Source organism: Rhizobium sp. G21, from assembly GCF_014158035.1.
Classification (GTDB): Bacteria; Pseudomonadota; Alphaproteobacteria; order Rhizobiales; family Rhizobiaceae; genus Rhizobium_E.
In genome coordinates this window covers 3972642-3995287 of record NZ_JACFXW010000001.1, presented here as the reverse complement: position 1 = coordinate 3995287, position 22646 = coordinate 3972642, and the positions used below count along the sequence as shown (strand labels likewise).

17 protein-coding genes and 5 pseudogenes are annotated in these 22646 nt (G+C 63.8%); 3 read left to right on the top strand and 19 right to left on the bottom strand.

The features are described 5' to 3' along the window. Window positions 1-19: 19 nt before the first annotated feature. The 11 genes and pseudogenes from H2O14_RS19795 to H2O14_RS19745 all read right to left on the bottom strand — a co-directional run bounded on the left by H2O14_RS19795 (window position 20) and on the right by H2O14_RS19745 (window position 11084). Window positions 20-352: a type II toxin-antitoxin system PemK/MazF family toxin gene (locus tag H2O14_RS19795; protein WP_182828997.1), complete on the bottom strand. Its 333-nt coding sequence runs from the start codon at window positions 350-352 to the stop codon at window positions 20-22. Then, window positions 339-569 carry an addiction module antitoxin gene (locus H2O14_RS19790; protein ID WP_182828996.1) on the bottom strand — a complete coding sequence of 77 codons (231 nt, stop codon included), beginning with the start codon at window positions 567-569 and terminating at the stop codon, window positions 339-341. The genes H2O14_RS19795 and H2O14_RS19790 overlap by 14 nt, the downstream gene beginning before the upstream one ends. Before the next feature lie 111 nt (window positions 570-680). Further along, window positions 681-2353: pseudogene (gene recN, locus H2O14_RS19785) on the bottom strand (DNA repair protein RecN). An 18-nt stretch (window positions 2354-2371) separates the two neighbouring features. Continuing rightward, on the bottom strand, window positions 2372-3226 hold the full coding sequence (locus H2O14_RS19780) for an outer membrane protein assembly factor BamD (protein WP_182828995.1): 855 nt from the start codon (window positions 3224-3226) through the stop codon (window positions 2372-2374). A 186-nt stretch (window positions 3227-3412) separates the two neighbouring features. Further along, entirely contained in the window at window positions 3413-4366 is a 954-nt protein-coding gene (gene lpxC, locus H2O14_RS19775; RefSeq protein WP_182828994.1) for a UDP-3-O-acyl-N-acetylglucosamine deacetylase, read from the bottom strand. Window positions 4367-4791: 425 nt separating this feature from the next. Beyond that, window positions 4792-6653: pseudogene (gene ftsZ / locus H2O14_RS19770) on the bottom strand (cell division protein FtsZ). Between the two features lie 137 nt (window positions 6654-6790). Then, window positions 6791-8121: pseudogene (gene ftsA / locus H2O14_RS19765) on the bottom strand (cell division protein FtsA). Continuing rightward, on the bottom strand, window positions 8118-9110 hold the full coding sequence (locus H2O14_RS19760; RefSeq protein ID WP_182828993.1) for a cell division protein FtsQ/DivIB: 993 nt from the start codon (window positions 9108-9110) through the stop codon (window positions 8118-8120). Before H2O14_RS19760 ends, ftsA begins: the two are co-directional and overlap by 4 nt. After that, on the bottom strand, window positions 9046-9972 hold the full coding sequence (locus H2O14_RS19755; protein ID WP_182828992.1) for a D-alanine--D-alanine ligase: 927 nt from the start codon (window positions 9970-9972) through the stop codon (window positions 9046-9048). Before H2O14_RS19755 ends, H2O14_RS19760 begins: the two co-directional genes overlap by 65 nt. 197 nt (window positions 9973-10169) lie before the next feature. After that, window positions 10170-10457: a YciI family protein gene (locus tag H2O14_RS19750; protein WP_182828991.1), complete on the bottom strand. Its 288-nt coding sequence runs from the start codon at window positions 10455-10457 to the stop codon at window positions 10170-10172. Between the two features lie 39 nt (window positions 10458-10496). Further along, window positions 10497-11084, bottom strand: a complete 588-nt coding sequence (locus H2O14_RS19745; RefSeq protein ID WP_182828990.1) for a TetR/AcrR family transcriptional regulator — start codon at window positions 11082-11084, stop codon at window positions 10497-10499. 241 nt (window positions 11085-11325) lie between these two features. On the opposite strand from H2O14_RS19745, the gene adhP reads away from it, so the two are divergent. Continuing rightward, on the top strand, window positions 11326-12351 hold the full coding sequence (gene adhP / locus H2O14_RS19740) for an alcohol dehydrogenase AdhP (RefSeq protein ID WP_182828989.1): 1026 nt from the start codon (window positions 11326-11328) through the stop codon (window positions 12349-12351). Between the two features lie 453 nt (window positions 12352-12804). Next, window positions 12805-13695, top strand: coding sequence for a thioesterase domain-containing protein (locus H2O14_RS19735; RefSeq protein WP_182828988.1), 891 nt, complete (start codon window positions 12805-12807; stop codon window positions 13693-13695). A 39-nt stretch (window positions 13696-13734) separates the two neighbouring features. Here the strand turns inward: H2O14_RS19735 and H2O14_RS19730 are convergent, their stop codons facing one another. Both H2O14_RS19730 and H2O14_RS19725 read right to left on the bottom strand, forming a co-directional pair. After that, a complete protein-coding gene (locus H2O14_RS19730) occupies window positions 13735-13971 on the bottom strand; it encodes a DUF4189 domain-containing protein (protein ID WP_182828987.1) in 237 nt (78 codons plus the stop codon). Window positions 13972-14100: 129 nt separating this feature from the next. Then, entirely contained in the window at window positions 14101-14856 is a 756-nt protein-coding gene (locus H2O14_RS19725; RefSeq protein ID WP_182828986.1) for a MauE/DoxX family redox-associated membrane protein, read from the bottom strand. A 48-nt stretch (window positions 14857-14904) separates the two neighbouring features. Between H2O14_RS19725 and H2O14_RS19720 the strand changes: the two genes are divergently transcribed. Continuing rightward, window positions 14905-15327, top strand: coding sequence for a MerR family transcriptional regulator (locus H2O14_RS19720; protein WP_210275480.1), 423 nt, complete (start codon window positions 14905-14907; stop codon window positions 15325-15327). A gap of 6 nt (window positions 15328-15333) precedes the next feature. Here H2O14_RS19720 and H2O14_RS19715 read toward each other — a convergent pair whose 3' ends face one another. The 6 genes and pseudogenes from H2O14_RS19715 to murD all read right to left on the bottom strand — a co-directional run bounded on the left by H2O14_RS19715 (window position 15334) and on the right by murD (window position 22641). Further along, window positions 15334-15942 carry a GGDEF domain-containing protein gene (locus H2O14_RS19715; RefSeq protein ID WP_182828984.1) on the bottom strand — a complete coding sequence of 203 codons (609 nt, stop codon included), beginning with the start codon at window positions 15940-15942 and terminating at the stop codon, window positions 15334-15336. Window positions 15943-16441: 499 nt separating this feature from the next. Continuing rightward, window positions 16442-17404: a UDP-N-acetylmuramate dehydrogenase gene (murB, locus tag H2O14_RS19710; protein WP_182828983.1), complete on the bottom strand. Its 963-nt coding sequence runs from the start codon at window positions 17402-17404 to the stop codon at window positions 16442-16444. Continuing rightward, a pseudogene (gene murC / locus H2O14_RS19705) lies at window positions 17401-18817 on the bottom strand (UDP-N-acetylmuramate--L-alanine ligase). Before murC ends, murB begins: the two are co-directional and overlap by 4 nt. Then, window positions 18814-19938 (bottom strand): undecaprenyldiphospho-muramoylpentapeptide beta-N-acetylglucosaminyltransferase, encoded by a 1125-nt coding sequence (murG, locus tag H2O14_RS19700; RefSeq protein WP_182828982.1) that lies wholly within the window; start codon window positions 19936-19938, stop codon window positions 18814-18816. The pseudogene murC and the gene murG overlap by 4 nt, the downstream one beginning before the upstream one ends. A gap of 4 nt (window positions 19939-19942) precedes the next feature. Then, window positions 19943-21097 (bottom strand): putative lipid II flippase FtsW, encoded by a 1155-nt coding sequence (gene ftsW, locus H2O14_RS19695; protein WP_182828981.1) that lies wholly within the window; start codon window positions 21095-21097, stop codon window positions 19943-19945. Between the two features lie 142 nt (window positions 21098-21239). Continuing rightward, window positions 21240-22641 (bottom strand): annotated as a pseudogene (murD, locus tag H2O14_RS19690) (UDP-N-acetylmuramoyl-L-alanine--D-glutamate ligase). Between the last annotated feature and the right edge of the window lie 5 nt (window positions 22642-22646).

The following is a 22646-nucleotide window of genomic DNA, read 5'->3' as shown; positions in this document are numbered from 1 at the left end:
GGCTCCCGATTTGCCAGACTTAGCTTTTGAGCGCCAGACCCAAGTGAAGCGCAAGCGCGTCTTCAACGGCTTTGAGGTCGAACGAACTCAGTTCCCCAATCTTGGCGCGAAGGCGGATTTTGTCGGCCGCCATAATTTGATCGGCCATGACCTTGCTGATTTTTCCATCGACTGACACGCGCGTTTCGCCGGGATAAACTCTGTCCGCATTACTTGTAAGGGGAAGAACGACGGCTCGCGCCAAATAGTGATTTGCGATGTCATTGCTGACGATGATCGCAGGTCGTGTCTTTCGAATCTCGGAGCCTATGGAAGGATCGAATGCAACCCACCAGACCTCACCCCGCCTCATTGCCGATGTCTCCGGAAAGCCCCGCCAGCCATTCCTTCGCCTCGGCTTCCCGACCAGTGTCCTCGGCCATAGCGCGATAGCCGGCCTCCAACTCCGCGCGTCGAAAATGCGGCTCAAGCAATTCACGGATATAGCTATCCAGAGGACGCCCGCCGGCGGCGTGCGTCAGACCGCTGAACGCTTCGTCCTCAATCGTGATGGTGACCTGTTTCGTCATGGCAAAATTCCCAGGCGCCCATTTGCCTTTCGCTGGTTTATGAAAGCATGACGCACCCCAAGGCGCAAGCCAAGCCATCGCCGGCGAACCCGGATTCATTGGAGGAGAAAATCACCCCTCGCCCGCCAGCAGCTTCGCCGCCGCCGCGCGCGCCTCTTCGGTGATCGAGGCGCCGGCCAGCATGCGGGCGATTTCCTCACGGCGCTCGTCTTCGGCCATGGTGGCCACGCGGGTGGCGATGCGGCCGTCGCCGCCTTCCACCGGGCCCTTGGCGATCAGGAGATGCGTGTTGGCGCGGGCGGCGACCTGGGGGCATGGGTGACGGAGAGCACCTGAACGCGCGCCGACAGGCGCTTGAGCCGCTGGCCGATGGCGTCTGCGACGGCGCCGCCCACGCCGGTGTCGATTTCGTCGAACACCAGGGTCGGCGCGGAGCCTCGATCGGCGAGCGCCACCTTGAGCGCGAGGAGGAAACGCGAGAGCTCGCCGCCCGAGGCCACTTTCATGATCGGGCCGGGCCGCGTGCCGGGATTGGTCTGGACGTGGAATTCGACGCGGTCGATGCCCGACGCCGTCGCCTCTTTCTCATCGGCGGTGACTTCCACCATGAACCGGGCCCGTTCGAGCTTGAGCGCCGGCAATTCCGCCATCACGGCCTCGGCGAGCGCGGCGCCGGCGTTGCGGCGCTTGTCGGACAGCGCCCGAGCCGCGGTCAGGAACACGACGGCGTTTTCCTTCTCGCGCTCTTCCAGCCGCTTGAGCTTTTCCTCGCCCTGGTCGAGATCGGCGAGATCGGCGACCATCCTGGCGGCCAGCGCCGGCAGGCCGGTGACCGGCACGGAATATTTCCGCGAGGCGGCGCGCAGCGCAAACAGCCGCTCTTCGACTCGCTCCAGCTCCTTGGGATCGAACTCGGTGCGGCGAAGCGCCGATTCGACGAGATTCTGCGCGTCCGACAGACGGTCGAGCGCCTCGTCCAGCGCCTGCACGGTTTCCTCCAGCAGGCCCGGCGCTTCCTGCGACTTGCGCTCGAGACGGCGCACCAGCGAGGCGATATGCGGCACCGGCGAGGCCGTGCCGTTGAGATAGTCCGAGGCTTCGGAAATGTCGGAGGCGACCCGCTCCACCTTCATCATCCGCGCCCGCTTCTCGGCCAGGTCTTCCTCTTCGCCGTCGACGGGAGCGAGCTTTTCCAACTCCTCGACCGAGGCCCTGATATAATCGGCCTCGCGGGCGGCGGCTTCGACCTTGGCGCGGTGCGTCTTCAGCTCGCGGCTCGAATCCTTCCAGGTCTTGTAAAGCGCCGCCAGCGCCTCGCATTCCTCGGTCAGGCCGGCGAAGGCGTCGAGCAGCAGGCGATGCGCCTCTGTGTCCACCAGGGCGCGGTCGTCGTGCTGGCCATGGATTTCGACGAGCTTCGTCCCCGCCTCCCGCATCAACTGCACGGAGACCGGCTGGTCGTTGACGAAAGCGCGGGTGCGGCCGTCGGCGGATTGGACGCGGCGGAAGATCACGTCGCCGTCGTCGTCGATGCCGTTGTCCTTCAGGAAGGCGCGGAGCGGATGCTTGCCGGGCAGGTCGAAGACCGCAGTCACCTGCCCCCTGTCCTCGCCATGGCGCACGAGCCCGCCATCGCCCCGCCCGCCGAGCGCCAGCGACAAGGAGTCGAGCAGGATCGACTTGCCAGCGCCGGTCTCGCCCGTCAGCACCGAAAGCCCGGGCTGGAAGGCGAGATCGAGCCGATCGATCAAGACGATGTCACGGATCGACAGCTGGACGAGCATGGATCAGACCATTGTGTTTCAGGTCGATTCGCCGAGAAGCAACTTCTTGCCGGCGCGCGAGATCCAGGAACCGGTGTTTTCACGCGGCTCCAGACCCTGGGTCTTGAGCAGCGCGAAGCTGTCCTTGTACCACTCGCTGTCCGGATAGTTGTGGCCGAGCACTGCGGCGGCCGTCTGGGCTTCGTCGGTCAGGCCGAGCGCGTAATAGCATTCCACGAGACGCGCCAGCGCTTCCTCGACCTGGTTGGTGTTGGAAAAGGTCTCGACGACGTTGCGATAGCGCGACACGGCGGCGAGATATTCCTTCCGCTCCTGATAGTAGCGGCCGATCTGCATTTCCTTGCCGGCGAGATTGTCGCGCGCCATGCGAATCTTCACCTGGGCGTCGTCGACATATTCCGAGGTCGGATAGTTGTTGACGACCTTCATCATCGCTTCGATCGTTTTGGCGGAGGCGCGCTGGTCCTGCGTCACCACCGGGATCTGCTTGGCGTAGGCGAGACCGATCATATACTGGACGTAAGCGGCGTCCTTGGTCTGCGCGTACAGATTCATATAGCGCTCGCCGGACTGGATGGCGGCTTCGTTGTCGCCCTGGCGATATTTCACGAAGGTCGCCATGACCAGCGCCTTGCGCGCCCATTCGGAAAAGGGATGCTGCTTGTCGATGGCGTCGAACTTGCGCTGCGCCTCGGTCAGCTTGCCGGCGTTGATATTGGCGAGACCCTGGTTGTAGAGCACGTCGGGCGGGTCGGTCTGCACGCCGAGTTTGGTGATGTCGAGATCGGGATCGCTGGTGCAGGACGACAGCATCATGCCGGAGGCGCTGATGGCCAAGGTCACAAGCACAGCGCGCGTGGATAGTTTCATCATCTCACTTCCTGCAAATCCCCAGCGGGCCCGGCTTATTGAAAAGCCCCTCTGCCTCGCCTCTCCGTTCGTGGCGTTACTAGCCATAAAATAACAGCTATCGCAACGCCATGTTTACCCCATCGGGCAAATTTGTGGCGAAAACGGGTCGGGGCGCCGGCTGATCCGGCGCGTCCGCAAGATTGAACCTCAGGCGGTCCAGGGAGCGTATTCCTGCCGGTTGACGGCGATCATCTCGGGCGCCGCGACGCGCGGACGCTGACCGGCGGATTCGACAATGTCGTAGGCGGAGGCGTCCGACAACAGCGCCTTCAGCGCCATGGCGTTGACCTTGTGGCCGCCGCGATATGAACGGTACAGGCCCAGGAACGGCGCGCCGGCGAGCGCGAGATCGCCCACGGCGTCCAGCGTCTTGTGACGGACGAATTCATCGGGATAGCGCAGTCCCTCGACATTGATGACCCGATGATCGTCGCCGATCACCACGGAATTTTCGAGCGAGGAGCCGAGCGCGAGGCCGGCGGCCCAGAGACGCTCGACATCGCGCATGAAGCCGAAGGTGCGGGCGCGCGACAATTCGCTCTTGAAGCTCGCCGCCGTCAGATCACCCTTCCAGCTCTGCTTGCCGATGGTCGGGCTCGGAAAATCGATATCCACTTCGAAGCGCGTGCCGTCATAGGGGTGGAATTCCGCCCAGGACGAACCGACATCGATTCGCACCTGCTTGAGCACGCGAATATAGCGGCGCTTCTTGGACAGCGTCCGGATGCCGGCCTGCTCGATCGCGTCGATGAACATGGCGGAGCTGCCGTCCATGACAGGCGCTTCGCCGGCGTCGATCTCGATGAGGGCGTTGTCGATGCCAAGCGCATAAAGCGCGGCCATGACATGCTCGACGGTCGCGACGGAGCGCGCAGGATGCGTGCCGAGCACCGTGCAAAGGTCCGTGTTGCCGACGGTGGCGGACACGGCCTTCAGTTCGGTGACTTCGCCGTTCGGACCGGTGCGCTGGAAAATGATGCCGGTGCCCGCGTCGGCGGGGTTGAAGACTGCGGTCACATCCGCGCCCGAATGGACGCCTATGCCGCGAATGGTGAAGGGATTTGCGAACGTCGTTTCAAATCCAGCCAGTCCTGATGCCATTTGGCCCCACATTTCCGAACGGGCCTTCTGCCCGTCCATCCGGCAACCCGGATTTAACCATGCATTCCGCGCGCTTTCGCCCGCAATTCGACTGGATCGCTCCCTCCAAGCAGATCCATCGTGAAAATACCGAGCCGGCGCGCGCAATCCAAATCAATGTTTCTTTCCGCCTGTAACGGATCGCAAGTCCTTGACGACGCAAGCGAATGCCGAGGCGGGCGCAAGCCTTGCAAGTCTCGGTCTCCGCCTCTCCGGGAGAGGCGCGGAAAGACCTTCGAAGCGCATGGAGCATATCCGTCGAGATATGGCGTGGACGGCCGGCGCGCGTGCGGAACCCATGGCTGCGCCGATATGAGGCACGCCGGACGCCCCGAATCGAAAAGGGCCCGGCGTGAACCAGGCCCCTTGAGGATCGTGTCGGGGTCTCAGTTGGACTGGCGGCGCAGGAAGGCCGGGATATCCAGCTCTTCTTCCTGGCTGCGCGGCTGCGACGACGCGCGGCGCGGCCGAGGTCGTCGAGCGTGCCGCGACGCGGCGCATAGAGGCTGGCTTCCGGCGACAGCGGACGACGCTGCTGGGAAGACGCCGCCGGCGCGCCGGAGGTCATGTCGGACGGAGCAGCGGGCTCGTCCTCACGACGGCTCAGCGACGAGGTCAGGCGCTTGAGCAGCCCCATCGGGCCGCGTTCCTCGGCATGCGCCTGGGCGGCTGGCGACGAACGATGCTCGATCTCCGCCTTCACCACCGGCGGAAAGTCTTCGACCTTCGGCATGCGAAGCGTGTCGGCCTCGGCGCGCACCTGGGCCATCAGCGAAGGCTCGGCGCGCATCTGCGGAGCCGGAGCGGGCTGGGGCGTCGGGGCGACCGGAGCGCGCATCTGCGCCGGCGCGGGCTGCGCCTCCATGATCGGGGCCATCGGCTGCGGCGCTGGCTGGACCGGCCGCTGCTGCATCTGCATCGGCTCGGGAGCCGGCGTCGCGAACAGGCGGCTCGCCGGACGGAAGCTGTCCTGGGCAGGCTGGGCCGGCTGTTCGAGATCGCGCATCAGCGGCTGGGTGACGGCGATTTCGAGTTCGCGCTCCATGTCGATTTCGGCGGCGCGGATGGTTTCGGCCACCGGGTCATGGCGCGGCGCGACCGGCTGGGGAGCCTGCATCACCGGCTGCGGGGCCGGCGCGGACGGCGCCGGCATCACGGGCTGCTGCATGACCGGCTGCGGAGCCGGCTGCGAGATCGGCGCTACAGGCGCGGACGCCTGGGTGCGGATCACCGGCCTTGCTGCCGGCTTAACTTCAAAAGGGCGGGCGTCCCCCGCATTCTGCGCGCGGTCGATGCCAGTGGCCACCACGGAGACGCGGATGATGCCTTCGAGCGCTTCGTCGAACGTCGCGCCGAGGATGATGTTGGCGTCGGGATCGACCTCTTCGCGGATGCGGGTTGCCGCCTCATCCACTTCGAACAGGGTCATGTCGCGACCGCCGGTGATGGAGATCAGCAGGCCCTGCGCGCCCTTCATCGAGGTTTCGTCGAGCAGCGGGTTGGCGATCGCGGCTTCCGCGGCGGCCAGCGCGCGGCCTTCGCCGGAGGATTCGCCGGTGCCCATCATCGCACGGCCCATTTCGCGCATGATCGAGCGAACGTCGGCGAAGTCGAGGTTGATCAGGCCTTCCTTGACCATCAGGTCGGTGATGCAGGCGACGCCCGAATAGAGCACCTGGTCGGCCATCGCAAACGCGTCGGCGAAGGTGGTCTTGTCGTTGGCGATGCGGAACAGGTTCTGGTTCGGGATCACGATCAGCGTGTCGACCGACTTCTGCAGCTCGGTGATCGCCTGATCGGCGATGCGCATGCGGCGCTGGCCTTCGAAGTGGAACGGCTTGGTGACCACGCCGACCGTCAGGATGCCCTTGGAGCGGGCCGCCTGCGCGACGACGGGGGCTGCGCCCGAACCGGTGCCGCCGCCCATGCCGGCGGTGACGAAGCACATATGCGTGCCGGAGAGATGGTCGATGATCTCATCGAGGCATTCCTCGGCGGCAGCGCGGCCGACGTCGGGCTGGGAGCCCGCGCCGAGACCTTCGGTGACCTGAACGCCCATCTGGATGATGCGTTCGGCGCGGGTCATGGCCAGCGCCTGCGCGTCCGTATTGGCGACGACGAAGTCGACGCCCTGCAGGCCGGCGCTGATCATGTTGTTCACGGCGTTGCCGCCGCCGCCGCCGACACCGAAAACGGTGATGCGCGGCTTCAGCTCGGTGATGTCCGGCTTCTGCAATTTGATGGTCATGTTCTCAGTCCTTCCTGTATTCCGACCGTACCGCCGTTCCGGTCTTTATTCCTGACATGCCGTTCCGGACCGGCTTCGCCGGCGGTCGGGCGTTGGGATCTTCCGCGCCGCGAGCGGTCTCCCGCTCGCGGCGAAACTCAAAAACTGCTCTTCAACCAATGCCCCATGCGCGCGATGCGGCCATTGCCGCCCGCAAGCGAAGACAGAAGCCCATGCTCCGCGGCGTGGATCTCGATATCCGCGAATTGCGGATAAATCAGAGGCCCACGGCGGTGGAGAATGCCGGTCCCTTCGCGGCCGGCGGCAGACCCTTGACGCCCATTGGCCGGCCGATCCGGACGTTGCGGGCGAAGATCTGTCGCGCCAGTTCCGGCAGGCCGGTGAGTTGGCTTGCGCCGCCGGTCAGCACCAGACGCTTGCCGACGATCGGCGAGAAGCCCGAGCTGCGAATGCGGTCGCGAATCATTTCGAGCGTTTCCTCGACGCGGGCGCGGACGATCTTGGAGATCAGCGCCTTCGGCACCTGGCTCGGCTGCTCGTGATCTTCTTCGCTGATCGGCGGCACCGAGACGAGTTCGCGGTCGTCGGTGGAGTTGGACAAAGCCGAACCATGCATGACCTTGATGCGCTCGGCCTCTTCGATGCGTGTCGACAGGCCGCGGGCGAGATCGGTGGTGACGTGATGGCCGCCGAGACCGATGGCGTCCGCATGCACCAGCTTGCCTTCGGCGAAGACCGAAATCGTCGTCGCGCCGCCGCCCATGTCGATGGCCGCGCAGCCGAGCTCCAGCTCGTCCTCGACCAACGCCGCCAGCCCCGAGGCGTAGGGCGTGGCCACCACGCCTTCGACGGACAGATGCGCGCGGTTGACGCAGAGCTCGATATTCTTGATCGCCGTGCGTTCGGCGGTCAGCACATGCATGTCGACGCCCAGCGTGTCGCCGAACATCGACACCGGATCGGCGATGCCGCGCTCTCCGTCGAGCGAAAAGCCCGTCGGCAGCGAATGCAGCACGGCGCGATCGTGGCGCTGCGACTGATGGCAGGCGGCGACCAGCACGCGGCGGACGTCTTCCTGATCGACTTCCTGGCCGCCGAGATCGATGGAGGCGGTATAGATGTCGCTCTGCAGGCGGCCGGCGGAAACGTTGACGATCAGGCTGTCGACCGTCAGCTTCGCCTGGCGCTCGGCGGCGTCGACCGCATTGCGGATTACGCCTTCCAGCGCGTCGAGATCGGAAATGACGCCGGACTTGATGCCGCGCGAACGCTGATGGCCGATGCCGATGATCTCGATCTTGTGGGTGCGGCCCGGCAGGACTTCAGAGGCTTCGCGCGGCGTCAGCCGGGCGATCATGCAGACCACCTTGGTGGAGCCGATATCGAGAACGCTCACGGTATGGGCGCGCTTGTTGTTCAGAGGCTTGAGGCGCGGCGTGGCGGAGCCCGCGGGACGGAAGATGCTCATATCTGATCCTCCGCCTTTTTGAGCGCCTTGGCGCGGAGCGCGACGGCCTTGCCGCGGCGCTCCGTCGCGCCTTCGCTCAGCTGAATGGTGGTGCGATCGGCGAGCCTGAAATCGACGGCGACGATGTCACGCTCCACCAACTGGTGATCGCGGTTCAGTTCGGCGAGTTCGGCCATGGCGCGATCCATGTCGTATTCGGGGAGCTTGATCAGCACGCCATTGTCGAGCTGCACGTCCCAGCGACGGCCTGCGACGCGGATATAGGCTTTCACCCGCGCCTTGATATCCGGCCATTTGTCGAAGTCGACCATGATGGCCTCGGCGCCGGTTTCGGCGTCGCGACCGACGAACAGCGGCAGATGCGCGAATTTGTTGTCGCGCAGCGGCGCGATCACGCTGCCGTTCTTTTCGATCAGCGACAGGTCCTGGCCATGCTGCCATATGCCGAAGGCGTCGCGTTCGACGAGCTTCACCGCCACGGTGTCGGGATAGATCTTGCGAACTTCGGCGTCGCGCACCCAAGGAAGGCTCTTCAGCGCCTCGCGCGTGCGCTGGGCGTCGAGAGACATCAGCGACGTCGCGCCGTCTAGGCCCAGCTTTTCGAGAATGTCGATTTCCGAGGTGTGGTAATTGCCCGACACTTTGACATTGTTGATGGCGAAACCGGCGACCGAACTCACCGCCTGGGCGACATCCGGGGTCTCGCCGCTCAGCGAGAAGGCGTAGGTCGCCGTCAACCCGTAAAACGCGACCAGCGAGACGCTGCCGAGATGGCGCGGAATATTGACCCGGCCGGCGGCCAGGCTGCCCATGAAGCGAACCACGCGGCGCAGGGGCCGCGGCAGGATCATCTTGTCGCCGCCCTCGCCCGGACCATCGGCCCAGAGCTTGTCGTCGGCGTAGTTTTTCGAGAGCCGAGGAGTTTCAACGCTGGCACGACGCGTCCTCCACCATCCATCGCAGGAATTCGCCAAAGGAGTGACCGGCATAAGCGGCCATTTCGGGCACCAGCGACGTGGGAGTCATGCCCGGCTGGGTGTTGATTTCCAGCCAGATCAGCTCTCCGTCCTCCGAGAAACGATCGTCGTAGCGGAAGTCCGAACGCGAGACCCCGCGGCAGCCCATCGCCTTGTGCGCCTTGAGGGCCAGCATTTGGACAGTTTGGTAAATTTTTGGTGAAATCTGCGCCGGAATTACGTGGACAGAGCCGCCGGCGGCATATTTCGCATCGTAATCATAGAAAGCGTGTCCTTGCGGCGCCACTTCGGTGACGCCGAGGGCGACATCGCCCATCACGCCGCAGGTCAGTTCGCGGCCGGCGACATAACGCTCGACCATGACGGCATCGCCATAGCGCCAGTCGGTCGAGGTGATGACCTGCGGCGGATGGCTCTGATCTTCCTTGACGATCACCACGCCGAAGCTCGACCCCTCGCGCACCGGCTTGACCACATATGGCGGCTTCATCGGATGGGCGGCGGTGAAATCGAAACGGTTCATCACCTTCGATTCGGCCACAGGAATGCCGTTCGCCTTGGCGATCTTCTTGGCCTGCCCCTTGTCCATGGCGAGCGCGGAGGCGAGCACGCCGGAATGGGTGTAGGGAATTTCCAGATATTCGAGAATGCCCTGGATCGAGCCGTCCTCGCCGAACGGGCCATGCAGCGCGTTGAAGGCGACATCCGGCTTGAGATCCGCGAGCACGGAGGCGACGTCGCGACCGACATCGACGCGGCTGACGCGATAGCCTTCCGCCTCGAGAGCGTCGGCGCAAGCGGATCCGGACGACAGGCTAACCGGTCGCTCGGAGGAGAATCCGCCCATCAACACCGCCACATGCTTTTCGCTCATTCCAAATCCCCGAAAACTCAAACGCCGAAACTAGAAATCCGCCCTTGCTTGAAGCTGACGCCAGCGCGCCGGGCACAGGCAGGATTCGTTAGGATTGAGTAAAGACGATTAAGGTTAACGACCCGTTAACCAGTCTTAATGGGGAGCGACGAATTCGAAAAATTCCTTTGCAACGGCGAGAAAACGAGGTTCGCCGCTCAGGCGGCGAGGAACGCCAGCCGCTCGTCGAACCGTTTCGGCGCGACCTCGTAAATCTCGATCTCGACCACGCCCTCGGCCACGAAGGGATCTTCGGCGACGAAAGCCTCGATCACGGCGCGGTCGCCGCCCGCCGCGATCAGGGCGCCGCCTAGGTTGGGCTGCAGGCTGCCGGCCATCATCAGCAGGCCCTGGTCGAAGCCGCGCCGCAGCCAGTCATTGTGCCCGTCGAGCAATGCGCCGGCGCGGCTGCGGTCCGCTGAAAACTTGAGAAAGACGACGAACATGATGAAATCCCCTTCAGGTATTTGATATATCGTTATTTTCTAGTCATGCGCAGATTTGCGCCCGGCGGATATCCCGGCGAGCCACGCCTTCATCGCCGCGATCTCACGACGCAGGAAATCGTCGTCGCGAAAGGCGTTGTAGAGGGTCGCCGCGCCCTGGCTGCGGGCGAGAAGCTCCATCGCGAGACGATCGGCCTCTTTATGGGGAACCAATTGCGCGAACTGCCGGCTCAACCAGTTTCTGAACAGCGTAAACAACGCCGTCGCCTCCTCCCGCGCAGGATGATCCAGTTTGGCGAGTTCGCCGGTCAAAGTGCCGATAGGGCAACCATGCAGACGGATCTTGTCGCAATTGATCGCGAGAATATCGATGAAGCGGGCGATCCGCCTCTCGGGCGTCGACTCCTCCTGCTCCCACGCGTCCAGCATCGTCCTTCGATCGGCGGCGCGCTTTTGAATCACCTCGTTGAGAATCTCGTCCTTCGTCTTGAAATGATGGTAGAAATTGCCGCGCGAAATATTCACTTTCTCCGCGATGTCGGCAAACGAGGTCGGCTCGAATCCCATGCGATAGAACAGCTCGTCCGCCGCCGCGACAATCTCGCTTCTCGTGCGCCGTCCCGCCATGATTTGCTCCCTTCGGCATTAGGACAAATGCCCTAATATGAAAATTAGGACGATCGCCCTAATTCGTCAATGAGGCACGGCGTCCGCTTCATGAATTTTTGACGACAGGCAAATCGTTTGACCCTGATCAAGGCCCGCCCTCGCCATCCAGATAGATTGCCCGTGCAACCACAGATCACGTCATCACCGGGCTTGTCCGCATGCGGCGAGTCGACGGGACCCTTTTGATCAGGAGCCGGACATGTCCAATCTCATGCGAGCCGCCGTCGTGCGGGAGTTCAAGAAGCCACTGGTGATCGAGGAACTGCCGATCCCGGAACCGGATGACGACCAGATCCTGGTCCGTTTCCAGGCCACCGGGGTCTGCCACACCGACCTGCACGCCGCCCATGGCGATTGGCCGGTCAAGCCCAACCCGCCCTTCATTCCCGGCCATGAAGGCGTCGGTTATGTCGCCAAGGCGGGAAAGAACGTGAAGCGCGTCAAGGAAGGCGATCGCGTCGGCGTTCCCTGGCTGCACACCGCTTGCGGCTACTGCCCGCATTGCCGCACCGGCTGGGAAACGCTGTGCGGCAGCCAGCAGAACACCGGCTATTCCGTCAACGGCTCCTTCGCCGAATATGGTCTCGCCGATCCGGATTTCGTCGGCCGTCTGCCGGACGCTCTGGATTTCGGCCCTGCCGCTCCAGTGCTCTGCGCCGGCGTCACCGTCTACAAGGGCCTCAAGGAGACAGAAGCGCGGCCCGGCGAATGGGTGGTGATCTCCGGCGTCGGCGGTCTCGGCCACATGGCCGTGCAATACGCCAAAGCGATGGGCCTGCATGTCGTCGCCGTCGACGTGCATGAAGACAAGCTGGCGCTGGCCCGGGATCTCGGCGCGGATCTTCTGATCGACGCCCGGCAGGAGGATGCGGCCGAGCAGGTGCAAAAGGCGATCGGCGGCGCGCATGGCGCGCTGGTGACCGCCGTGTCGCCTCTCGCCATGGAGCAGGCGTTCCACATGCTGCGTTCGCGCGGCACCATGTCGCTGGTCGGCCTGCCGCCCTCCAAGATCGCCCTTCCGGTGTTCGACACGGTGCTCAAGCGCATCACCGTGCGCGGCTCGATCGTCGGCACACGCCAAGACCTGGAAGAGTCGCTGCAATTCGCCGGCGAAGGCAAGGTGAAGTCGCATTTTTCCTGGGACAAGCTCGACAACATCAACGCCATCTTCGATCGGATGATCGAGGGCAAGATCGACGGCCGCATCGTGCTCGACTTGAGCTGAACCGAGATCGGATGGCGGCGCGCCCGAAACGATCCGGCGCGCCGGATTTCCCGATTTTGTCGGGGATACTTGCGCTGTTCGACGGAATGACTGTCCCCGCCAATCCTCTGTTCATGATTTTGGGCCATGGTGTGCTCCGAATGAGAACACGTCACGGCAGGACTATGTCGGAAATACAGGCGCAGACGGCCGAAGAAACCATCAGCGATCCACTTTGGGTCGACGATGATATGCGTCGAGATCTGCGCAGGGCCGATCGACAAGAACAGATCGGCCTCCGCCTCGCAGAGATTGCCGGAAAGGTCCTGAAGACGAGCCTGTCTCTCCAGGACGATCTTTGGGCGCGCGGATTGAGCGTCAACCGCGCGCTCCGCATCATCGCCGATTACTGGCGCAGCACCGGAACGGAACTGGACGTCAATATCTTCTTTTCGGTGCAGCAGCATCGCCCAGATGGCGGAAGCCATCGATCGGGGCCTGGCCTATTCGGAGGAGAAGCTCGTCTCCATCCGCACTGGAGAACGGGACCGCCCGCTATTCTGCTACGCCGGCGGCGCAAATTGCTTCATCGAAATGCGCGACGCAATCCTGGCGCTTCCCTTCACGGGCGCGGTCTTTGGGCTGACCGTCGCCCAGCGCCCATTCCACCCGCACGCGCTGCCCACCGTGGAGCGGGAAGTGCGGGAGGCGGTGGTCGCCATACGCCGCGTTCAGCCGTTGGGGCCTTATCGCCTGCTGGGTTTCTCCTTCGGCGGCGTGTTCGCGCTCGAAGTCGCGCGCGCCTTGGAAGCCGAAGGCGAGAAGATCGATTTCCTGGGCATGCTCGACACGCCGCTCAGCGATCACTGCATCACCCCGTCGCAATGGTTGTCCTTGATCGCGCGCGTCGTGTGTCGCCAGGCGGCCAGCCGGCTCTCGGCGGTGCGGCGTCGGCGTCTACACCGGCCGTCCGCGCCGCACGGGCCATCGGGTGATGTGGCGAGCGACGGGCGCAAGGGGCACCGGCTTCTCCTTCGCTTCCTGTCCCCGGCGAAACCGGATTACCATCTCTACAATCCGCAATGGACGAACGGTTTTCCGCCGCGCTACTCGGCCATGGGAGCGCAGATCATCAGGATGAAGGGCCTCTATCGCCCGCGGCGCTACGAGGGAAGAACGCATTTCTTCACGTCGATCGGCGGCTCGCCGATCGATTGCCCATCACGCCAGGTCTGGAGTCCCTATCTCGGCGATGTCGAATGGATCGAAGCCAACGGCACCCATCTGAGCATGCTGGTCGGACGAAACGGAAAGGCGCTCGCCGCGATGATCGGCGAACGCCTGGCAAAAACAGAACCGTCGTGACGACACGATGCGCGGCGTCGCGCGCACCCGTTTCAGCGATCACGTGTCTTCGTTGCACTCCGTGATCTCGCACACGGATTCCGTGGTGGTCTTGTTGGCGCATTCGTTGAGAGCGCGCTCCGAAGCATCGGCCTCGTTGTCGTAATTGTAGCTGTAGCCGTAGGAGCCTTCCTCGGAAACCGCGATGCAGCCCCAGGCGCGGGCCGCGCTCGTCGAAGACAACGTCGCCGCAGCGACGGCGAGGGCAATCAAACCAACTTTGTGAAACGTCGCCACGTCATTTCCTCCTGAACCGGCGTTGAACATCGTCACATTCTCGTCCCACAGAATCGAATTCGGCGCCAGCGGCAAGATTTGCGACCGCCCGAAACTGACAACTCATTTTGGGTGAATCGGCCTACGCGCCTACATGGCGGCGTGGCCGTTCGCCATGGAGAAGAACATCCACAGCGCCATGGCGACCATCATCACGTTTTCGGTCAGCGACACGAAGCCGAGCGGTACGTTGGACGAACCGCCGACGCAGGCGCATTTCAATTCGCGCCTGTCGATATAGACGGCTTTGAAGACGGAGACTGCGCCGACCGTGCCGATGAACAGCGCCACGGGAATGGAAAGCCAGGACAGCGCGCCCGCGACCATCAGCACGCCGGCCCCGGCTTCGGCGAAGGGATAGAGATAGCCGTAGGCGATCCAGCGCTTGGCGAGGAGATCGTAATTCAGGAACATCGTCGAAAACGTCTCGATGTTCTGCAGCTTGAGGATCGCCAGCATGCACATGCTGAAAGCGATGAACCATTCGCCGGCGCGGATCGTCAGCGCATCGCCGAAGGCGGCGTAGCTCGCCGCCAGCGCCATCAGCGCCGTCACCGAAAAGAGCGCGATCACCGGCCTGTATGTCGGCTTCGTCGGGTCGGCGACCGTCAGGCCGAAGTGACGGCGCAGGTCGTCATAGCCGCCGATGCGGGCGCCGTCGATGAAGGTCTGCGGCGTCGTCTTCACGCCGTGCTCCGCCTTGAAGCGGTCGGTTTCCTCGCGGTCGGTTAGCCAGCGGTCTTCGACCCTGTAGCCTCGACGTTCGAGGAGAGCCTTCGATTTCAGTCCATAGGGGCAGACATGCTTGTCCGTCACCATCCGATAGAGCGTCGCATCCCTGGTCATGATGTCCTCTTGTTTTCGAAGCAACGCTGCCGATATACGCTCCGTACCATGATACGGAGTCAAGACATGGCGTTCACGATCGCGAAACTGGCCGATGCGGGCGGCGTCGGCGTGGAAACCATCCGCTTTTACCAACGGCGCGGCCTGTTGGACGTTCCGAAGCGAAACAGCGGCGATGGCCCCACGGGCGGCGCGCGCCGGTATGGACAGGATGACGTCAGGCGGCTTCGGTTCATACGATCCGCCAAGACCGCCGGCTTCACGCTGGAAGAGATCGCGGAACTTCTCCGCCTCGACGCCGCCAACGACCGGGCGCGAGCGCGTGACCTCGCGTCTGCGCGCATCCTCGCCCTCGACGCCAAGATCGCCGAGCTACAAGCCGCGAGAGCCTCGCTGAGCCGGCTGTCGAAGGCCTGCGCGCGACAACAGGGTGGTCCCTGCCCGATCCTCGACGCATTCGCCGGCGATTGAACCGCCTCAGGCCTCGCGGACGTCGTCGAATTGCGGCCGCAGGATCAGATTGCGTCCGCGCTGCTTGGCGGCGTACATGGCCATGTCCGCTCGTTTGAAGGCGGCCTCGAAAGCGACGCCGGCGCCGGCGTGAGCCATGCCGCCGGACAGCGTCACGAAAAACGTCTGATCGCCGGCGGCGAATTCGTGACGGATCGTCTCGGCGCGCGCGCGATCGGCGCGGCGATAATCATCTTCGAGTTGCCCGCCCTGGCTCAGAACCCCGAATTCTTCCCCGCCAAGGCGACAGACCACATCGGTGGCGTGATCGAACACACGGCGAATGATGCTCGCCACGGTCTCGATCACCTCGTCGCCCACCGCATGGCCGTGCCGGTCGTTGACCTGTTTGAAGAAATCGATGTCGAAGACGATCAGGATGGCGTCCTCTGTCCGTTGCGCGAAAGCGTCCAGGAAGGCGCGCCTGTTGAGAAGCTTCGAAAGAGGATCTACGCGGCTCATCTCGTCCAGCGCCTTGTTCGCCATCGCCAGACGATGAATGCGCAGCCCTGTGCGGTAGTGGATCAGAAAGGCGCCGCTCAGCGTGAGCAACGGCGTCCAGATGAAAATGCACACCAGTATGTCGATCGGATGCGCAGGCAGAATCTGCGCGAAATAGGCAAGCGACCAGACCGAGGACTGCGCCAGCGTTATATAAAGGGAAAAATATAGGGCGCCGTAAAAAGCTTTCCAGGCGATCTGTGCGCGAGGCGGCGTGTCTTCGCTCGAACGCGCGCGCAGTTTCAACTTCGACAAAACCGAAAGCATGGAAAACCTATAAATTGTAAAAATGGAATATGACAAAACATCGCCGCCGGATTGTTGGTCGGGCGGCGATCGCAGGATAGTCGATAATATTTATTTTTCAGCGCTACTTTAACCGTAACCACCGAAATTTGGATGGTAAAAATACGGAATACGCACGAATACTATGGACCGGTGGGGAGATATTCGCCAAAAACGCGAAAATACAACTTCTGCGAAAGAAGCGCTCGAATCAGACGGCTTGCTCCTTGGGGATAGAAAAAGGGGCCATACAGCCCCTTTCGATCGAGATCCGAGCGGCCTTTTCTCGTCAGGGCGCGAAGGCGGCCACTTCATAGCCCGGCATGAAATCGCCGATGCGCTTGATTTCCCATTCCAGCAATACGCCGGAATTCTCGAACACCCGCTGGCGGACGATTTCGCCGAGTTTTTCGAGATCATGCGCCGTCGCCTGACCGATATTGATCATGAAATTGCAATGCAGCGGCGACATCTGCGCGCCGCCGATCTGCAGTCCGCGGCAACCGGCTTCGTCGATCAGTTTCCAGGCCGAATACCCATCGGGATTCTTGAAGGTGGAGCCGCCGGTCTTTTCCTGCACCGGCTGCACCGTTTCGCGGTGATGGCGGACGGCGTCCATGTCTGCGCGGATCTTGGTTTTGTCCTCGGCGTAACCTTCAAACAGGCCATGGGTGAAGATCAGCCCTTCCGGCGGCGCGGAATGGCGATAGCTGTAATTCATGTCCGCGTTGGAGAGCGTCACGCGGTCGCCCCTGCGGGTCACCGCCTCGATCTCGACCACGCGCTCGCGGGTTTCCGAGCCGTTGGCGCCGGCGTTCATACGCAGCGCCCCGCCGATCGAGCCGGGAATGCCGTAATAGAAGGCGAAGCCGCCAACGCCGTGATCGAGCGCCATGGCGGCGATGTTCTTGTCCGGGCAGATCGCGCCGGCGCGGATGCGATTTTCGCCGACCAGTTCGACATCGCCGAATCCTTTGGCCGACAGACGCAGGACCACGCCCTTGATCCCGCCGTCACGGACGAGAAGGTTGGAGCCGACGCCCACCACCGTCAGCGGCACCTCGTCCGGCAGCGCCTTCAGAAAGGTGACGAGATCGTCGACGTCATGCGGCTGGAACATCAGTTCCGCCAGACCGCCGGCGCGAAACCACGTCACCCGGTCCATCGGCGCGTCCGGGGTCAGCCTGCCCCTGACGTCCTGCATCGCGCTGCCGAGTTCGGCCAGCAGCTTCTTGCCATCTACCTGCTTCATGCCTTCTTTCCTGACAGGGACGCGAGTTCCTTGGGGAGAGCCGCGGCCCAATTTGTGATGCTGCCGGCTCCGAGCAGGACGACGAAATCGCCCGGCTCCGCCAGCGCGGCCACGAAGGGCGCGAGCGCATCCGGAGAAGACAGGAAGCGCGCGTCGCGGTGGCCGCCGGATTTGATGCGAGACACCAGCTCTTCCGCCGTGACTCCATCGATCGGATCTTCGCCCGCCGAATAAATCGGCGCAATGAAAATCGTGTCGGCATCGTTGAAACAAGCGGCAAAATCCTCGAAAAGACTGTGGACTCGGCTGTAACGATGCGGCTGATGCACCGCGATGATGCGTCCCTTGCAGGTGTCGCGGGCGGCTTTCAGCACCGCCTTGATCTCGACCGGGTGATGACCATAGTCGTCGAACACCTGGATTCCGTTCCATTCGCCGGTATGGGTGAAGCGGCGCTTGACGCCGCCGAAGCCCGCCAGCCCCTTGGCGATCGCCTCTTCGCTGATCCCGAGGCGATGCGCCACAGCGATGGCCGCCGTGGCGTTGGAGACATTGTGACGGCCCGGCATCGGCAGCCGGAGCCCGTTCATCTCGATAACCTGGCCGGTGCGGCGGCGACGGATGACCACGTCGAAGATCGAGGTCGCGCCTTCGTAGCGCAGATTGCGGAAGCGCACGTCGGCCTGCGGGTTTTCGCCATAGGTGACGACCTTGCGGTCCTCGATCTTGGAGACCATGGTCTGCACTTCGGGATGGTCGAGGCACATCACGCCGAAGCCGTAAAACGGCACATTCTCGACGAATTGCCGGAACGCGGCGCGGGCATTGTCGAACGTGCCGTAGTGATCGAGATGCTCGGGGTCGATATTGGTGACGATGCGCGACGTCGGCGGGCAGCTTGAGGAAGGTGCCGTCCGATTCGTCGGCCTCCACCACCATCCACTCGCCCTCGCCCATGCGGGCGTTGGTGCCATAAGCGTTGATGATGCCGCCGTTGATCACGGTCGGATCGAGCCCGCCGGCTTCGAGCAGCGTGCCGACCAGCGAGGTCGTGGTGGTCTTGCCATGCGTGCCGCCGATGGCGATGGCGTTGCGGAAGCGCATGAGCTCGGCCAGCATTTCGGCGCGACGAACGACCGGCAGCAGCTTCTCGCGCGCGGCGATCAGTTCGGGATTGCTCTTCTTGATGGCGGTCGACACGACCACCACCTCGGCGTCGCCGAGATTGTCGGCCTTGTGGCCCACGAAGACGTCGATGCCCTTGGCGCGCAGGCGCTGCACATTGGCGCTGTCGGCCTGATCGGATCCCTGCACCTTGTGGCCGAGATTGTGCAGCACTTCGGCGATGCCGCTCATGCCAATGCCGCCGATGCCGATGAAGTGGACGAGCCCGATGCTCTTGGGCATTTTCATGCGTGAACCCCTTTGAAATCTGAAACCGCCTCGCCGCGGGCGATCGCTTCGACCAGATCGGCGAGCGTGTCGGCGGCTTGCGGCTTGCCCGTCTGGCGGGCGGCGTTCGCCATCGCGGCGAGCCGGTCGGGCTCGGCCATGGCGGCAGTGATGATCTCTGCGATGCGTTCTGGCGTCAGCTCGGCCTGCGCGATGACGTCTGCTCCGCCCTTGGCTTTGAGCGCGGCGGCGTTGGCGGCCTGGTCATGGTCGAGCGCATAGGGATAGGGCACGAGCACGGCAGGGCGTCCGATGACGGCGAGTTCGGAGACGGTGGAGGCTCCGGACCGGCAGAAGACCAGATGCGCCTTGGCGAGTTTCTCCGGCATGTCGCCGAAGAAAGGCGCGACCTCGGCCGGCAGGTTGAGCTTGGCGTAAGCGGAGGCGACCGCCTCCTTATCCTCGGGCCGGGCCTGCTGGACGATGCGCAGCCGCGCGCGCTGCGCCTGATCGATCAGGCAGATCGCCGCCGGGATGGCCTTGGAGAAAAACTGCGCGCCCTGGCTGCCGCCGAACACGAGGAGTTCGAACGGATCCTCGCCGTAGGAGGGCTGGTAGGGCTGGTTCGCCGCGGCGATGACGCCAGGGCGCACGGGATTGCCCGTCACCAGCGTCTTGGCGGCGTAAGCGCCGTTGTTCTCCGGCAGGAAGCCGCCGGCGATGGCGTCGACGCGCGGCGCGAGCTTCTTGTTGGCGCGCCCCATCACCGCGTTCTGCTCATGAATGAGCGTGGGGATGCCGAGGCTGGAGGCCGCCATCAGAGGCGGCGCCGTGGGATAACCGCCAAAGCCGATAACGGCCAGCGGCCTGATGCGCTGGAACAGCGCTTTCGCCTTTCGCATGCCGGTCCACAGCGTCCAGCCGGTCTTCAGGATCGCATAGGGCGTCTTGGAGGCGAAGGTGGCCGAGGGCACGACATGGATCTCGTCGGCGGGGAACTTGCCGGCGTAGCGCTCGGCGCGGCTGTCGGTGACCAGATGCACGGAATAGCCGCGCGCCCGAAGCGCGTGGCCCAGTGCTTCGGCCGGAAACAAATGGCCGCCGGTACCCCCGGCAGCCAGAGCGATGATGCCTTTGCTCATATACTTACTCCGCAGGCGCCAATGTCGGAGCGCGGAAGAGGCTGCGCTCCTGCGCCCGCTTTTCCGGCCGCTGACGCGTCAGGGCGAGAACGAAACCGGCGGTCACGCATATGGCAATCTGCGACGAACCGCCATAGGAAATCAGCGGCAGCGTCATGCCTTTGGCGGGCAGAAGCTGAAGATTGACGCCGATATTGATGATCGACTGAAAACCGATCTGCAGCACGAGGCCCGCCACGGCGAAGCGGGTGAAATCGTTGCGGTCGCCGCGGGCATGCGTCAGACCGCGCATGACCACGAAACCATACAGCGCGACCAGCGCCATGCAGAACACGACGCCGAACTCCTCTGCCGCCACCGAAAAGACGAAGTCGGTATGACTGTCCGGCAGGATGCGCTTGACCACGCCCTCGCCCGGGCCCATGCCGAACCAGCTGCCGCGCACGATGGCGTCATGAGCGGTGTCGACCTGGAAGGTGTTGCCTTCGCCGGTCAGGAACTGGTTGATGCGCTGGGCGGCGTGCGGCAGCACCGTATAGGCGACGAACAGCCCTCCCGCCGCGCCGATGGCCATCAGCGTGATCCAGAACCACGGCATCCCCGCCATGAAGAACATCGAGCCCCAGACGGCCGAGGTCAGGATGGTCTGGCCGAGGTCGGGTTCGGCCACGAGCAGCGCCGCCACGATCACGAACAGCATCATGGCGAGAAGATTGCCGGGAATGTCCGGCTGCTTCTGATTTTCCGCGAACAGCCAGGCGCAAACCACGACGAAGGCCGGCTTCATGAATTCAGACGGCTGAATCGACAGGAAGGAAATGGTGATCCAGCGCCGCGAGCCCTTTACTTCCATGCCGATGAACAGCACCAACACCATCGCCACCAAGGCGCCGATCAGCATGATCATGGCGACGCGGCGCACCTGGCGAGGGGTGAGGAAGGACAGCCCGAACATCACCGCCAGCGACGGCAGCATGAACAGGCCGTGGCGCTCGACAAAGTGGAACTGGTCGAGGCCGATGCGTTCTGCGACCGCGGGAGAGGCCGCGAAGGACAGCATGAAGCCGATGCCGAGCAGCAACACGAAGACGGCGAGGAACAGGCGATCGATCGTCCAGAACCATTCGGCCAAAGGCCCGCGTTCAGCTCTGCTCACCATCAAATCACCTCTTCATGCCGTCGCGATGGAATTTTCCAGCGAGAATGCAAGCAAATCTCTTAATATGCCATTAACCACGCCGCGGGACATGAAGCCCGCCGCCGCAAGCCTACGCGCCGAAGCATGCGAGAGGCTGAAGGTTTCAGGCGGCGGAGACCGGCACCAGCATCTCGACGCCGTCGAGCTCGGAGACGAGAGTGACGAAACGATCGCCGCGCACCTCGAAATTCTTGAACTGGTCGAAACTCGCGCAGGCCGGCGACAGCATCACCACCGCGCCTTCGACGGACGCGGCGTCCTGGGCGGCGTGCGCTACGGCCCGCTCGAGCGCGCCGGAAATTTCATAGGCGACGTCGTTGCCGAGCGTAGCGGCGAATTGCGGCGCCGCCTCTCCGATCAGATAGGCCTTGGCGACGCGCGGGAACAACGGCTTCAGGGCTGCGATGCCGCCCTCCTTGGGCAGGCCGCCGGCGATCCAGAAGATGTTTTCATAACTCGACAGCGCCGGCGCGGCAGCCTCCGCGTTCGTCGCCTTGGAGTCGTTGACGAAAGTGACGCCGCCTTTGCGGGCCACCGGCTGCATGCGATGCTTGAGGCCGGGGAAGGACCGGAGACCTGCGCGAATCTCGTCCTCGCCGACGCCGACCGCCAGGCAGGCGCCGATGGCGGCGGCCGCGTTCTGGGCGTTGTGTCCGCCGCGCAGCGTCTGGATGCCGTCGAGATCGGCGATCTCGCGAACGCCATTGCTGTCGGCGATCATGATTTTCGAGCCATCGGCATAGAGCCCATGCTCCAGCGTCTGGCGACGCGAAATCCGGGTGACGGCCACGCCCGCCATTTCCACCCGATCGGCGATCAGGCCGCAATAGCTGTCGTCGACGCCGACGATGGCGTTGCGGGCGCCGGCGACCAGCCGTTCCTTGACGTCGGCGTAATGCTGCATCGTGCCGTGACGGTCGAGATGATCGGGCGTCAGGTTGAGCAGGATGCCGGCGGTCGGGTTGATCGTGGGAGCGAGATCGATCTGGTAGGACGAGCATTCGACCACGAAGAACCGGTCGTTCGCCGGCGGATCGAGCGTCAGCACCGCCGTGCCGATATTGCCGCCGAGCTGCGTGTCGCGGCCCGAAGCGCGCAGGATATGGGCGATCAACGCGGTGGTCGTGGACTTTCCATTGGTGCCGGGTGATGGCGATGAACGGGCAATCCGGCGCGGTCGCCCGGCGTTCGCGCACGAACAGTTCGACATCGCCGATGATCTCGACGCCGGCGGCGCGGGCGAGATCGACCGTCCAATGCGGTTTGGGATGGGTGAGCGGCACCCCAGGCGACAGCACGAAGGCCGCGAATTTGGACCAGTCGGCCTGGCGGAGATCGGCGACGCCGACGCCGCGGCTGCGCGCCTTGTCGACGCTGTCGGGATTGTCGTCCCAGGCGGTGACGTCGGCGCCGCCTGCGATCAAGGCTTCGGCGGTGGCGAGGCCCGAGCCGCCGAGCCCGAACAGAGCGACGCGGCGGTTCTTGAATGTGGTGACCGGGATCATGACGC

What these genes read in the sequence shown, in the direction of transcription:
- H2O14_RS19795 (WP_182828997.1), bottom strand. Translation starts at nt 352, where the DNA reads ATGAGGCGGGGTGAGGTCTGGTGGGTTGCATTCGATCCTTCCATAGGC.
- H2O14_RS19790 (WP_182828996.1), bottom strand. Translation starts at nt 569, where the DNA reads ATGACGAAACAGGTCACCATCACGATTGAGGACGAAGCGTTCAGCGGT.
- H2O14_RS19780 (WP_182828995.1), bottom strand. Translation starts at nt 3,226, where the DNA reads ATGATGAAACTATCCACGCGCGCTGTGCTTGTGACCTTGGCCATCAGC.
- lpxC (WP_182828994.1), bottom strand. Translation starts at nt 4,366, where the DNA reads ATGGCATCAGGACTGGCTGGATTTGAAACGACGTTCGCAAATCCCTTC.
- H2O14_RS19760 (WP_182828993.1), bottom strand. Translation starts at nt 9,110, where the DNA reads ATGCCGGTCACTCCTTTGGCGAATTCCTGCGATGGATGGTGGAGGACG.
- H2O14_RS19755 (WP_182828992.1), bottom strand. Translation starts at nt 9,972, where the DNA reads ATGAGCGAAAAGCATGTGGCGGTGTTGATGGGCGGATTCTCCTCCGAG.
- H2O14_RS19750 (WP_182828991.1), bottom strand. Translation starts at nt 10,457, where the DNA reads ATGTTCGTCGTCTTTCTCAAGTTTTCAGCGGACCGCAGCCGCGCCGGC.
- H2O14_RS19745 (WP_182828990.1), bottom strand. Translation starts at nt 11,084, where the DNA reads ATGGCGGGACGGCGCACGAGAAGCGAGATTGTCGCGGCGGCGGACGAG.
- adhP (WP_182828989.1), top strand. Translation starts at nt 11,326, where the DNA reads ATGTCCAATCTCATGCGAGCCGCCGTCGTGCGGGAGTTCAAGAAGCCA.
- H2O14_RS19735 (WP_182828988.1), top strand. Translation starts at nt 12,805, where the DNA reads ATGGCGGAAGCCATCGATCGGGGCCTGGCCTATTCGGAGGAGAAGCTC.
- H2O14_RS19725 (WP_182828986.1), bottom strand. Translation starts at nt 14,856, where the DNA reads ATGACCAGGGATGCGACGCTCTATCGGATGGTGACGGACAAGCATGTC.
- H2O14_RS19720 (WP_210275480.1), top strand. Translation starts at nt 14,905, where the DNA reads ATGATACGGAGTCAAGACATGGCGTTCACGATCGCGAAACTGGCCGAT.
- murB (WP_182828983.1), bottom strand. Translation starts at nt 17,404, where the DNA reads ATGAAGCAGGTAGATGGCAAGAAGCTGCTGGCCGAACTCGGCAGCGCG.
- murG (WP_182828982.1), bottom strand. Translation starts at nt 19,938, where the DNA reads ATGAGCAAAGGCATCATCGCTCTGGCTGCCGGGGGTACCGGCGGCCAT.
- ftsW (WP_182828981.1), bottom strand. Translation starts at nt 21,097, where the DNA reads ATGGTGAGCAGAGCTGAACGCGGGCCTTTGGCCGAATGGTTCTGGACG.